Origin of the sequence: Enterococcus crotali, assembly GCF_000633635.1 — a bacterium.
Lineage (GTDB): Bacteria > Bacillota > Bacilli > Lactobacillales > Enterococcaceae > Enterococcus_L > Enterococcus_L crotali.
On the sequence record NZ_AYPQ01000001.1, the window covers coordinates 401,534 to 413,919 of the forward strand.

13 protein-coding genes, 1 other RNA gene and 1 pseudogene are annotated in these 12,386 nt (G+C 34.6%); 10 read left to right on the forward strand and 5 right to left on the reverse strand.

The window, feature by feature from the left end; all coding sequences use genetic code 11:
• The first annotated feature begins 6 nt into the window (after positions 1 to 6).
• Positions 7 to 912 carry a sensor histidine kinase gene (locus V192_RS0101935; RefSeq protein WP_025868703.1) on the forward strand — a complete coding sequence of 302 codons (906 nt, stop codon included), beginning with the start codon at positions 7 to 9 and terminating at the stop codon, positions 910 to 912.
• A gap of 426 nt (positions 913 to 1,338) precedes the next feature.
• Positions 1,339 to 1,539, forward strand: coding sequence for a cold-shock protein (locus tag V192_RS0101940; protein ID WP_010761095.1), 201 nt, complete (start codon positions 1,339 to 1,341; stop codon positions 1,537 to 1,539).
• Positions 1,540 to 2,020: 481 nt separating this feature from the next.
• Here V192_RS0101940 and V192_RS19005 read toward each other — a convergent pair.
• Positions 2,021 to 3,384: pseudogene (locus V192_RS19005) on the reverse strand (TrkH family potassium uptake protein).
• A 238-nt stretch (positions 3,385 to 3,622) separates the two neighbouring features.
• On the opposite strand from V192_RS19005, the gene treP reads away from it, so the two are divergent.
• A complete protein-coding gene (treP, locus tag V192_RS0101950; protein ID WP_025868704.1) occupies positions 3,623 to 5,089 on the forward strand; it encodes a PTS system trehalose-specific EIIBC component in 1,467 nt (488 codons plus the stop codon).
• Between the two features lie 523 nt (positions 5,090 to 5,612).
• Positions 5,613 to 6,617, forward strand: a complete 1,005-nt coding sequence (locus tag V192_RS0101960; RefSeq protein ID WP_025868705.1) for a nucleoid-associated protein — start codon at positions 5,613 to 5,615, stop codon at positions 6,615 to 6,617.
• A gap of 119 nt (positions 6,618 to 6,736) precedes the next feature.
• Here V192_RS0101960 and V192_RS0101965 read toward each other — a convergent pair whose 3' ends face one another.
• Positions 6,737 to 7,096 carry a YxeA family protein gene (locus tag V192_RS0101965; protein ID WP_025868706.1) on the reverse strand — a complete coding sequence of 120 codons (360 nt, stop codon included), beginning with the start codon at positions 7,094 to 7,096 and terminating at the stop codon, positions 6,737 to 6,739.
• 183 nt (positions 7,097 to 7,279) lie between these two features.
• Here V192_RS0101965 and V192_RS0101970 point away from each other — a divergent pair, with 183 nt between their 5' ends.
• Together V192_RS0101970 and V192_RS0101975 are read left to right on the forward strand one after the other, a co-directional pair.
• Positions 7,280 to 7,984, forward strand: coding sequence for a zinc metallopeptidase (locus tag V192_RS0101970; RefSeq protein ID WP_025868707.1), 705 nt, complete (start codon positions 7,280 to 7,282; stop codon positions 7,982 to 7,984).
• A gap of 84 nt (positions 7,985 to 8,068) precedes the next feature.
• A complete protein-coding gene (locus tag V192_RS0101975; protein WP_025868708.1) occupies positions 8,069 to 8,404 on the forward strand; it encodes a hypothetical protein in 336 nt (111 codons plus the stop codon).
• Positions 8,405 to 8,561: 157 nt separating this feature from the next.
• On the opposite strand, the gene V192_RS0101980 is transcribed toward V192_RS0101975, so the two are convergent.
• Entirely contained in the window at positions 8,562 to 9,416 is an 855-nt protein-coding gene (locus V192_RS0101980; protein WP_025868709.1) for a helix-turn-helix domain-containing protein, read from the reverse strand.
• 69 nt (positions 9,417 to 9,485) lie between these two features.
• Here V192_RS0101980 and tadA point away from each other — a divergent pair, with 69 nt between their 5' ends.
• Positions 9,486 to 9,998: a tRNA adenosine(34) deaminase TadA gene (tadA, locus tag V192_RS0101985; protein WP_025868710.1), complete on the forward strand. Its 513-nt coding sequence runs from the start codon at positions 9,486 to 9,488 to the stop codon at positions 9,996 to 9,998.
• 40 nt (positions 9,999 to 10,038) lie between these two features.
• An RNA gene (ffs, locus tag V192_RS21085) (signal recognition particle sRNA small type) lies at positions 10,039 to 10,123 on the forward strand.
• 118 nt (positions 10,124 to 10,241) lie between these two features.
• On the opposite strand, the gene V192_RS0101990 is transcribed toward ffs, so the two are convergent.
• On the reverse strand, positions 10,242 to 10,466 hold the full coding sequence (locus V192_RS0101990) for a hypothetical protein (RefSeq protein ID WP_025868711.1): 225 nt from the start codon (positions 10,464 to 10,466) through the stop codon (positions 10,242 to 10,244).
• Positions 10,467 to 10,647: 181 nt separating this feature from the next.
• On the opposite strand from V192_RS0101990, the gene V192_RS0101995 reads away from it, so the two are divergent.
• A complete protein-coding gene (locus tag V192_RS0101995; protein ID WP_025868712.1) occupies positions 10,648 to 10,917 on the forward strand; it encodes a hypothetical protein in 270 nt (89 codons plus the stop codon).
• A gap of 290 nt (positions 10,918 to 11,207) precedes the next feature.
• Positions 11,208 to 11,504 carry a putative quinol monooxygenase gene (locus V192_RS0102000; protein ID WP_025868713.1) on the forward strand — a complete coding sequence of 99 codons (297 nt, stop codon included), beginning with the start codon at positions 11,208 to 11,210 and terminating at the stop codon, positions 11,502 to 11,504.
• Positions 11,505 to 11,597: 93 nt separating this feature from the next.
• Here the strand turns inward: V192_RS0102000 and V192_RS0102005 are convergent, their stop codons facing one another.
• On the reverse strand, positions 11,598 to 12,143 hold the full coding sequence (locus V192_RS0102005; RefSeq protein WP_025868714.1) for a DUF5067 domain-containing protein: 546 nt from the start codon (positions 12,141 to 12,143) through the stop codon (positions 11,598 to 11,600).
• Between the last annotated feature and the right edge of the window lie 243 nt (positions 12,144 to 12,386).

A 12,386-nucleotide genomic window follows, 5' to 3' on the forward strand; every position in this document is an offset into this window, starting at 1 on the left:
GAGAAAATGCTTTTAGTTACGATCATCGTTGGATTTTTAGCTATTTTATTACTAGTCCGCGTAATTCAATATAAGCAGCAAATCAAAGGAATCAATCAACAAATGCGTTTTATTCAACGACATGAAAGTAATCTGCTATTGTCCAATCAATTTAGTGATAAGCAGCTAAATGAATTACTCACCTTACTAAATCAGATGTTGATCGAGCAACGTTCTAATAAAATGACAACTCGAATGCATGAACAGCAGTTGAAGGACTCAATCACAAATCTAGCACATGATATTCGGACACCGTTAACATCATTGGATGGCTATTTTCAATTATTGATCAGAAATAAGGATAGTCAAAAGCAGCAACAGTATATAGACGTCATCAATAATAGAATTGAAACCTTGACCGAATTATTAGAAACAATTTTTACCTACACCAAATTAGAAAATGATGCGTATAAGATCGAACTGCAAAAGATAGAAACAAATCAAGTTTTATTGAATACAATCTTTACCTTTTATCAACAATTTTCAAATGAGGAGATCGAACCGATTCTTTCGATTAGTGAAAGTCCACTATATATTTTAGCGAACAGCGCAGCTTTAACACGTATTTTCTCTAATCTAATAAAAAATAGTCTAGATCATGGGCAAGGAGAAATAAAAATTTCTCAAACGAAACAGGGAGATCAGGTAGTCTTTACCTTTCAGAATAAAGTATCTGCTGAAAATGAACTGGATTTATCACAAATTTTTAACAGATTCTATATGTCAGATAAATCAAGAGCTGGAAATTCAACAGGACTGGGTCTTTTTATTGTAAAAGAATTTGTAGAGAAGCTGAACGGGCACATTGAAGCAGTGTTGATCAATCAACTTTTTACAATTTCACTTACATTTTCTATTGTGAGCGATAGCTAAAGAATTTTTTTAGGTGGAGAAGAATTCTGATTTAAGCAAAAGATTAAATCAAACTAAGTATTATACGAAAATACGTAAGATAAGATTGCGCGGGCGAGGTTTATATAGTACACTGATAAAGTCTGAAAAATCAATACCTTAACAAATAACTATCCTTATGACTGAGATTTGCCTTTAAGAGGCAAGACTCAGTCATTTTCTTTTCTAGTTGAAACGATAGAGTTCTTATTGAAAATGAGTGTTTTCTCATAAATAGAGAAATATGTATACTTTCATTTCATTCCATTGTACAATAATAAATGTAGTATAATTGTAATTTAAATTAATAGGTCATTTCATTCGTAAGGGTGTTTTAATTCCTCTTTTTTTTATCACAAAGGTATTGCAAAAATTAATCGTGCTAAGAGCACTAGGAGGAACACATTTATGAATACAGGTACAGTGAAATGGTTTAACGCAGACAAAGGTTTTGGTTTTATTACTCAAGATAACGGAACAGATTTATTCGCACACTTTTCAGCAATCCAAGGTGACGGATTTAAATCTTTAGATGAAGGTCAAAGCGTATCTTTTGATATTGAAGAAGGTCAACGTGGACCACAAGCAGTAAACATCGTTAAAAACTAATTGAAAATTTCTGAAACGACTCAATGTATGTTGAGTCGTTTTTTTATTAATTATTCTTTTTTTAGATATATTTATTTTTCCAAGGGATATTAGTTGATATTTTATTTATTTGAGTTTAATATACACATATACCAACAACAACCCTTTTTATTTTTTCATTTTACTCTTTTAGAGTAAAACTCCTTTTCCCATCTTCGTCAGAAGGTGGGATTTTTTCTTTTTTTAGATAAAAACGAGAAATTATTGCTTAAAAAAAATAATAATATCTTTTCAAGGGATATTAGTTGATATTTTTTTAAATAAATAGTATTATACATTCATACCAACAACAACCCTTTTTATTTTTTCATTTTACTCTTTAGAGTAAAACTCCTTTTCCCACCTTCATTAGAGGGTGGGATTTTTTATGATTACTATATAAAATACTTGTGAAAAAAGAGAAACATAAAATGCTAAGAGCGTTTATGTTTCTCTTTTTATTTTATCCAATCATGACACTTTCATCAGGATATTTAAATTTAGCTTGTTGTTTTTGTCCTTTAGTGAGTAGTGAAAACCCAACAGTATAAATACCAACTCGTCCAATATACATCAGTAACATAATGATCACTTTTCCGACGGCAGTTAAGTCCGGAGTTAGCCCCATTGTTAGTCCAACCGTTCCAAAGGCAGAAAATACTTCAAATGCGACATACTCTATACCAGAGGATTCTGGAATATTTTCAGTAATCGTTAAAAGCATGATCGATAGGACACATAAAGTCAACGTAATAAAGAACAATGTCAACGCGCGAAACACTGTGCTATTTCGAATTGTACGTCCTTGAAACTCAGCACGTGTCCGGCCTTTAAAGATGGAGACGATTTGAATAACTAAAACAGCGAATGTGGTTGTTTTGAGTCCGCCGGCAGTAGAACCTGACGTTCCACCAATATACATCAAGAAGATGGTTGTGATCAAGCCGGCATTTGTCATTTGCATATAATCAATTGAATAGTACCCGGCAGTTCTTGGAGTAACAGACATGAAGAAAGTGTTTGCTAACCGCTCAAAAAAAGTAGTCCCAGTAGTCAAGTTACTGGCATTGTGTTCTGTGATAAAGAATAGGATAAAGCCACCGATCAATAAAGAAAGTGTTGTGATTAATGCAATTTTTGTGTGTAAAGAAAATTTCCGTTTTTCTTTAAAACGTAGTAAATCTTGCCAAACAATAAAACCAAGCCCACCAGAGATAATTAAACTCCCGATAACTAACAAAACGTATGGATTTGACTGATAAGGAGTCAAACTATCACCTAATAGATCAAAGCCAGCATTACAAAAACTGGATATAGAATGAAAAAGACCGAAAAAGAGTCCTTTTTTCCAACCAAATTCAGGAACAAACTGGATTGAAAGTAAAATCGCACCAGCAATTTGAATGATCGTAGCTAGTTTAACGACATACATCATCAGACGAAAGGCACCTGACATATCATCTAAATTGAGCGCTTCCCGTAATAAAATACGTGTACTGAGTGTGATTTTTTCCGCAGAATGAAATATAACAGTACGGGCATGGTCATAAAACCCAAGCCGCCGATTTCAATCAATACCATAATGACTAACTGTCCATAAGCATTCCAATGTAAAGCTGTGTTAAGCGTAGTTAAACCAGTTACGCAGACAGCAGAGACCGCTGTAAATAATGCATCGATAAAAGGTGTTGCGTTGCCACTACGTGAGAATATCGGTAAGGATAGAAGGGTCCCACCTAAAAAAATCAAGATAATAAATCCCAAAGCCAAAATTTGAACAGCAGACAAACGTTTTTTTAATTTTGTAGCAAGTTTATTTTTTTTCATTTTTTCCTCGGCTAAAAACTATCATAGGATAGCTTTTTTATTTTATTTGATACTCCCAAGTTTACCATTTTGTGGAATAAATTCCACTAATTTGAAAACGTGTTTTTTGATGATCGACCATATAACGAAAAATAAATTTATTTTTTAAAAAGAAAACGCTTGTAAAAAATCAAATAATAAAGTATTATACAAATACAGATTAATTGTATATACAAGTTACTTGAGAGGAGCAAAGGAAATGGGTAAGTTTCAAGAAGATGCAAAAAAACTGTTAGAAGACGTAGGAGGGAAAGAGAACATTGCAGCAGTTTCGCATTGTGCAACACGAATGCGTTTTGTACTTAATGATCCAAATCAAGCTGATACAGCAGCAATCGAGAAAATCCCTTCTGTAAAAGGAACTTTTACAAATGCTGGGCAGTTTCAAGTTATTATCGGGAATGAGGTACCACAATTTTATAATGAGTTTTCTGCTATTTCAGGACTTGAAGGCGTTTCCAAAGAGCAAGGTAAGGCTGCAGCTAAACAAAACTTAAATCCAGTCCAACGTGCTATTTCGGTCTTAGCGGAGATTTTTACACCATTGATTCCTGCATTGGTGATTGGTGGATTGATCTTAGGATTCCGCAATGTATTGGAAGGGATTCCATTCGGTTTTTTGGATGGACAGAAAATTGTTGAAGTGTCACAATTTTGGAGTGGGGTGAACTCATTTTTATGGTTGATCGGTGAAGCTATATTCCAGTTTCTACCAGTAGGTATAACTTGGAGTATCACTAAAAAAATGGGTACGACACAAATTCTTGGTATTGTTTTAGGGATTACATTAGTATCACCGCAATTATTAAATGCTTATTCTGTAGCAAGTACAGCTGCAGCTGATATTCCATTTTGGGATTTCGGTTTTGCACATGTGAATATGATTGGCTATCAAGCACAGGTCATTCCGGCAATGCTCGCAGGATTTTTATTAGCCTATTTAGAAATCTTTTTTAGAAAAATTATACCGCAAGCAATTTCAATGATTTTTGTTCCGTTGTTTGCTCTGGTTCCAACTGTGATTGCTGCCCATGTGATTTTAGGACCTATTGGCTGGGCTGTTGGAAGCTGGATATCTGATATTGTCAATGCCGGTTTAACTTCTTCACTTAATTGGTTATTTGGGGCAGTCTTTGGCTTCATGTATGCACCATTAGTTATCACTGGTTTGCATCATATGACCAATGCGATCGATTTACAACTGATTGCTGATTTTCATTCAACGAACCTATGGCCGATGATTGCATTGTCCAATATTGCTCAAGGATCAGCTGTGTTAGCTGTTGTCTTTATGCACAGAGGAAATAAAGAGGAAGAGCAAGTATCGATTCCAGCCATGATCTCTTGTTACTTAGGTGTAACGGAACCAGCGATGTTTGGTATCAACTTGAAGTATATCTATCCATTTGTTGCAGGGATGATCGGGTCTGCGTGTGCTGGCTTATTTGCAACATTATTTGATGTAAAAGCGATCAGTATTGGTGTTGGCGGCTTGCCAGGAATTTTATCTATTGTCCCACAATATTATTTACCATTTTTCGGTGCTATGCTGATAGCAGTTATTGTGCCACTTATTTTAACGTATATTTTCAGAACAAAAGGAATTTTCAATAAGCTTGATCCTGTTGATGAAGCAACAGGAAAATTATTTGTTGAAGAAAGATAAAAAGAAGGAAGTATCTTCTTATTTACTAGAGCAAGGTAAGCAACTGTTGCCTTGCTTTTTGTCTGCTGTAAAAAAAACGGTTCATTTCACTTTTCATGATCTAGCTGCTTGAACCAGCTCTTCAGGAAATAGATAATCTTTATATGAAACGAAAAGCGTTTCACATTCAGATTCCTAATTTTCATGAGAGCTAAMCRGTTCATTTCACTTTTCATGATCTAGCTGCCTGAACCAGCTCTCCAGGAAAATAGATAATCTTTATATAAAATGAAAAGTGTTTCACATTCAGATTCCTAATTTTCATGAGAGCTGACCAGTTCATTTCGCTTTTCATGATCTAGCTGCCTGAACCAGCTCTTCAGGAAAATAGATAATCTTTATATGAAACGAAAAGCGTTTCACATTCAGATTCCTAATTTTCATGAGAGCTAACCAGTTCAGTTCACTTTTCTAATAATAATAGTTGGCTTTTTTGTTTCTTTCGGGTAGACTAAATAGGGTTTAAGAAAAGGGAGAATGATAGATGGATATTTATTTAAAAAGTGCAATTTTACACATTATTGATCGTGAAACTGGGACTCCGGTGTTCTCGGCAAAAGAGCTAGATTTAACAACGGAATATATACGTGTTTATCTAACAAGTAAAATTACAAAGCTGTCAACTGCACAAACTAAGACAGGTATTTTAGCGGAAGAAAGTACGTTTGTGGACAAGATGCGTGGAATCCCCAATGACTTTGTTCAAAAAAGTCAACAATTAGCTCAGCATTGGTATGATGTTTATTCTGGTAGTGAGGATGCACCAAGTGCAGATGTTCTTTTTATTTTGTATGAACTAGATACGGTGATGCATTTAGCCATGATCAAGTTGAATTACAAAGAAAGTTACACACATTACGTGGACTATGAAGACGATGCGGTCTATAATAAGCTGATCATCAACCGAGCGATCTTACCATCTAAATCACAAAAACCGGATGAAGGAATGACGGTTAATTTAGATACACTAGCCTATGAATTGTTAGAAAAACGTTATGAGTTTTCGGGAGAAAAAGTCTGGTATTTTTCTGAAAAAGTGATTGAGTCACAACCTGCTCCTTCTATTGAGGAAAACATGAAGGAAATTAAAAAAGCAGTAAAACGAATCGGAAAAAAATTCAATGAAGATGAGTTTGAACTTATCGCATCTGTTAAAGAAGCGGTTTATGAGAGTATTGAAGAAACTGGGACGATCGATAATGAACAAGTAGCTGAATTGGTTTTTAAAGAGAATGTTTCAGCTCGAATGGCTTATCAAGAAGAGGTCAACGAATCAAAATTTGTAGATAAAACTCCGCCAGTTCGTGAGGCTAGAGAAATTTCAGAGAAAAAATTTGGAAAACAAAAATTAAAAATGAGCAACGGCATCGAATTGATTGTACCACTCGAAGTATACCGTAATGGCGATCTAATCGAATTTGTTAATAATCCAGATGGAACAGTTTCCATTGTATTGAAAAATATTGAAAAAATTAGCAATCAGTTGTAGAAATAAAAAATAGAATTATGTGAGTACGAATGAGTAGAGTGACACTCTATTAAAGAGCCTCAAACGACACTAACTTTTAGTGTCGTTTGAGGCTCTTTATCTAAAAATAATCACTATATTTATTGAGTAGTCAGCTGTTCAAGGGCTTTTTTAGGAACATCCTCTTCAGGGATTTCTTCCCAGCTGAGCACACCTTTTCTTGGATTCACTTTTAATTTTAAATAAGCATTGATGCGCAACGGCTTTGCTCGAATCTCTCTTAGGATTTGAATGTCTTTTTCTCCTTTTTTATTAAAAACGGCTTGTTTATAGTCGTATTCTGTATATTTTTCCCCATTTGAAAATATGCCTGTCTTTATTTCAGTTGGTTCGCCGACACGCGTATAGAAATCTTTGCCGCCAAAATAGTAATTATAACCGAACCAAATACCTGTTGTTAAAAGTACGAATGGCAAAATCAAAAGTAATAGTTTTTTCAATATCGTCACCTCTTAAATGTAGTATGCCTTTTTTTTAATCCAGATGCCATTGAAATGACTTAAAATGATGTGACAATTTTGTTAGGAGGAGCACTTTTTAGAGTTCATAAAATCGTCAAGTTATAGTTACACTTTTTTTAGAAACTCATGATACAATATAGAAAAGAATAGGGGGAATAAAAAATGATACCTTTTTATGCGGTATTTGATCCAACGTACATTTTAGTAATTGCAGGGTTGTTGATCTCGCTAGCAGCATCTGCTTATGTAAATAGTACCTTTAAAAAATATGACAAAATTCAAAGTCGAAACAATGTGACCGGGACAAAAGCGGCCCAATATATATTGAAAAAAGAACAGATCAACAATGTCGGTGTTCAACAAATTGCAGGAGATTTAACCGATAATTATAATTCTGGTAATAAGATGTTGAGTTTATCAGAAGCAACAGCGCAGTCAACATCTGTTGCAGCGATTGGTGTAGCGGCCCATGAATGTGGGCATGCGGTTCAAGATCATACGGGATATAGCCCTTTAAAAATTAGAGCCGCAATCGTTCCTGTCGCAAACTTTGGTTCAGCACTGTCATTTCCAATTATTTTGGTAGGTGTGTTACTTAGTTGGAATCAAACATTGATCAATATTGGTATATTGGCTTTTTCATTGGCGTTGCTATTCCAGTTAGTTACTCTACCTGTAGAGTTTAATGCATCGCGGAGAGCGTTGAAAATTTTATCAGACGGAAATATTTTGACGGAAGAAGAAGTGCCAATGGCAAGAAAAGTTCTATTTGCAGCAGCGTTGACCTATGTCGCAGCAGCGTTAGCTACATTTTTACAATTACTTCGTCTGATTATTTTATTTGGTGGAAATAATCGTCGGGATTAAAAAATGTATGAGATTTTGTTTTATTACCTCAATTTTTAAGAGTATGGTATCATAAGAATAGATAGTATGAGGAGGCTGAAAAGAATGAAAACATCTACAAAAATTAGTATTGGTTTAAGTATTGCTGCGGTAGCAGGTGTATCAGTAGCGGTGATTGCGTCTGAGAAAATCGTCAAGAAAGTTTATCACGTATCGAACCGTTTTAAAGCGAAAAAATTCGTGAACGATAAATTTGGTGGCAATGAAAAATTACTTGGAATTGTTGATGATTTATCTGATGATGAGCTTGATTCTATGATGAATGTTTTAGGTAAAGTAAAAGACGGTAGAAAAAAACTCTCTTCTTACGGAGAAACTTTAAAAGATAATACGGATAACTTGAAAGATCGTTTAGCTAGTTTTATTGAAGAAATGATGTAAAAAACAGTAGGTGGTAGTATAACTAGATGGTTTTTATTTCAAGTTAATACTAACGCTTTAGGATGACTCTGAGAGTTACTTCTGGTCTCACCGTATATTCAGATTTAAAGCCCGAAACAAAACTGATGATTAGTTTTGACTCGGGCTTTTTCTTTGTTTAGTTCGTGATTAATAAATAACAAAATACAAGATCGTCCATCCGTTTTAAAGAGAGGCCGGTTTGTTCGTAAAACTTTTCCAAGCGATAGTGAAGTGTATTGCGATGCATATACAGATCTTTAGCTGCCGAGCTGATATTCCCCTGATTATGCCAAAGAGAGAGGATAATCTGCCTGATTTCAGTTGTTAAAATTAATTGTTTGCCGAATGTTTCAATGATCAAACTTTTTTCCATGGCATCTTTTGTAAAATAATGTAAGGCAACATCACTTAGGGAAAAGGTTGATTTTCCTCGAAGAGTGTCTGCTTCTGCTTTAAAAATCCGCTGCTCTTCTTGAAAAAGTTTAAATAGATACTCATTGGCAGGAAAAAAACTACCGACGAAAACAATTGTGGAAGAATCAAAATCTGCATCCAAAGTCAAAAAAATACTTTGCAACTCTTCTAGCGTGTAATGATTCTTGCTATAGCGTTCGATTAAAGCGCCATCATTTTCGCTGAAAAAAAAGAAGTCGTTGAGCTCTGGGAAGATTTCTTTAATGCTATTTTCCCATTCGGTTTGTAAAAAATCCTTTGGTTTTTTAAGTTGAAACTGCAATATACGGAATGTTCCTTCAATTTCGATAGCAGTTTGATTAAATAAGTAACCAAACCAAGGATGCTTGTTTTGATCGATAGGATATTTTTTTTCAGGAAATAATTGTTTTAACAAACGAATTTCTGTTTCTTTCAATAAATCTTTGGCAAGAATAAAATAACTTCCATTGACTGGTAGTGAAAGAGCACTAGCATCCGCTTTTATTTGTTGGATTTTGCCAGTAGGATATAATTCGAATAATTCTTCAATAGTCATAGACACACCTCACTTGTTTATTGTACCATGAATAAGATAAAAGTATAAAGAACGAGAGGCGGAAAATGCTTGAATAAAAAAACGAGCCAGCTAACCATAGAAGAAAAAGAAGCCTTCATGTTGGAAGCAATCAAGGAAGCAAAAAAAGCTGAAATGATCGAAGAAGTACCTATTGGAGCAATCGTTGTTTTAGATGGAAAAATCATTGGCCGCGGACATAATCTGAGAGAGCAAAGCCAAGATGCAACGGCGCATGCGGAAATGTTTGCAATCAAACAAGCATGTGCGGCTATTGAAAATTGGCGTTTGGAACGTGCCCAATTGTTTATCACGTTAGAGCCTTGCCCAATGTGTAGTGGCGCTATGATTCTTTCTAGAGTGGATGAAGTTTATTATGGAGCGAAAGATCCAAAAGGTGGTACGGCTGGAACACTGATGAATTTATTGGAAGACGACCGTTTCAACCACGTAGCGTATGTGGAGGCTGGAATTTTAGAGCAGGAGTGTGGAGCATTGCTTTCAAATTTCTTTAGAAGCCTACGTAATGAAAAGAAACTTTTAAAAAAACAAAAGAAAGACTAGCCAAGAGACAAAAAATGCGGTATACTAAATCTTGCCGAAAGGCTAGGACAATGGTGGGCTTACGAAGCGTGTCAGATCCGGAAGGAAGCAGCACTAAGTAGGTGCCGCCATGTGTCTGAATTGAATAATTGACTTATCAAGGCTGATAGCCTTTTTTATTTTGCTTAAAATAACAAAAGGTGCTTAAACTGAAACTATATAAAAGTGTTTAGCTTATGTCCTAAAAAGCTGTTTTTTCCTCGCTTATTCGTATTTAGAGGGCTGTTTTAGGTCGGGTAAACTATTACAAAAATTAGAATCCCAAGCGGAGTACCTCTTTGTTGTCCCTTTTTTATCTCCAGATATAAATGTAATCTCAAAAAAATCACCTTCATAACAAGTATATGCATTAATAATTTTAGCTTGATAACCATCTATAAAGATTTCTTTTTTTAAGTATTGGTTCATACCATCAATCATTTCACCCATACGGATCCCCTTTTTTAAAGTATTTATCGTAATTTCATTTTAGCTGCTTTGCTAAGTGTGTATAATTATAAACTATGGGTACATCGTTTTGCAATTTCGTTCTTATATAATTTAGTTGTCTTAAAATATATGATAGAAACAAGAGAGTAGACATTGAAAAAATTTCGTGTATGATAAAGTTATGGATACTCACATTGGATTACTAACCCATATCAAGGTGTTTAAAGAAAAGCCGTATGCTATAACAGGAATGTTAATTTGGGAAAATGATGTCTGTATTAATTGTGTGATCAGAAATAAACCATTTGCCAAGTATGTTCTGTCGTTACCGATGCACCAATATGAAATCGAGGTAAAAGGAAACTATAATAGTAGAGGACAGTTTGACGTTAAACACATGCGCATCGTTAACATAGATAGCTATATTGCTTTGATAGGGACACCAGAATAAGCGTTTGACTCTGAGAACCAAGTAGGTACTGTGCAGCCATGTTTATCTGCAACGAGAAAACATCCACTCATACCTTATGGCTCAAGGAAATGCTTTTTTCCACCATTTATTCGAGTTTAGAGCGGGAGACAAAACGAATTTTTCGTTTTGTCTCCCGCTCATATTTAAAAAAACTGTATTTTGTTTATACGTACAAACGGTTAACTATTTGAGTGAATAGTAATGAATCAGGGAAACTATTTTTTTATTTCACTTAAAAAAAATTATTAGAGAAAGTAGAGGGAAATCAGGTGTTAAAATTGATCGCGGAAGATTATATAAAAGTGGAGCACCTTTCAACTGTAAGCCCTTTATATAAAGAACTAGTAGAAAAAACGAAAAGTGAGCCTCAATGTATCGCCTATGATTTGTTTATTGACCAAACAGATCCTGGTCATTTTATTTTTATTGAAGAATGGCCTAATGAGGAGGCTTTGAATGCTCATGTTGAATCAGAGCATTTCAAAAGATTAGTCCCACAAATCAATCAATTCATTCGAGAAGAAAACACATTTTTGCGAATGAAGCCATTTTCAAGTGATGTTTAATGACTATTTTTTTGAACATAAATAATCGGAATGGCAATCAAAGTCTTAGCGATTGTTGTTCCGATTTTTAAGTTGATCCCTCGAAATCAAAGTCTATTTTAAGTTAATAGTCTTCTCTCCAAGTTCTTTTCCAGCCATCCCTTGATTTGCTTTTAAAATAACAGGAGTTTCTGTGTCATCTAAGTCATAAGAGATAATAGCTTTTGCAGTATCATCAGGTTTAATGTCATCTAGCTGATGTTCCGTGTACTCAGCAAATTTTTCATCTTGTGGCGTCATTCCGACGTTTAATTTATTGCTGGTATCTTGGTTTTCTTGAGTTAAGCTCATGCAAGCAATCCAAACAGTAGAAGCAGAGATCGGCTCGTCACTATCATTGGTCACTTCATAAGTGATTGCTAATTGGGGCTTTTCTCTAAATAGGCTTTCATCTGCAGGCAAGACTTCAGTAGAAAGGATTTTGAGTGTAGCCATATCGATTTTCAACGTATCATTTTTAAAGTAAACATCTTCGGATTTTTTTTGAGAAGTTGACGTAGTATCCGCTTTTTTACTATCAGCAGAATTACTGTTTCCGTTACATGCAGCTAATGTTAATCCACATACCGTTAATACACCTAAACTTAGTATTTTTTTCATCAATATTTCCTCGCTTTATAAAATAATGTTTATAGAAGACCCAAGCTAAATGGCACTAAATTGTTTTGTCAGGGTTACTTGTCTATATACTACCTTGTATCTCACTAAATAACAAGATGACATTTATTGTTTCGGGTATTTTTGATAAGAAAAGCCTGTTTATTTGTTGTTCAGCTTGAGGAATAAATGAGAAATTTGAACACATGAGCTTGTCTTTCCTTTTTCAACATTTTCATCATAGTA

Coding starts and splice junctions, on each gene's coding strand:
- V192_RS0101970 (WP_025868707.1), top strand. CDS start 7,280: ATGATACCTTTTTATGCGGTATTTGATCCAACGTACATTTTAGTAATT.
- V192_RS0101990 (WP_025868711.1), bottom strand. CDS start 10,466: ATGGGTGAAATGATTGATGGTATGAACCAATACTTAAAAAAAGAAATC.
- V192_RS0102005 (WP_025868714.1), bottom strand. CDS start 12,143: ATGAAAAAAATACTAAGTTTAGGTGTATTAACGGTATGTGGATTAACA.
- V192_RS0101940 (WP_010761095.1), top strand. CDS start 1,339: ATGAATACAGGTACAGTGAAATGGTTTAACGCAGACAAAGGTTTTGGT.
- V192_RS0101995 (WP_025868712.1), top strand. CDS start 10,648: ATGGATACTCACATTGGATTACTAACCCATATCAAGGTGTTTAAAGAA.
- treP (WP_025868704.1), top strand. CDS start 3,623: ATGGGTAAGTTTCAAGAAGATGCAAAAAAACTGTTAGAAGACGTAGGA.
- V192_RS0101980 (WP_025868709.1), bottom strand. CDS start 9,416: ATGACTATTGAAGAATTATTCGAATTATATCCTACTGGCAAAATCCAA.
- V192_RS0101975 (WP_025868708.1), top strand. CDS start 8,069: ATGAAAACATCTACAAAAATTAGTATTGGTTTAAGTATTGCTGCGGTA.
- V192_RS0101935 (WP_025868703.1), top strand. CDS start 7: ATGCTTTTAGTTACGATCATCGTTGGATTTTTAGCTATTTTATTACTA.
- V192_RS0101960 (WP_025868705.1), top strand. CDS start 5,613: ATGGATATTTATTTAAAAAGTGCAATTTTACACATTATTGATCGTGAA.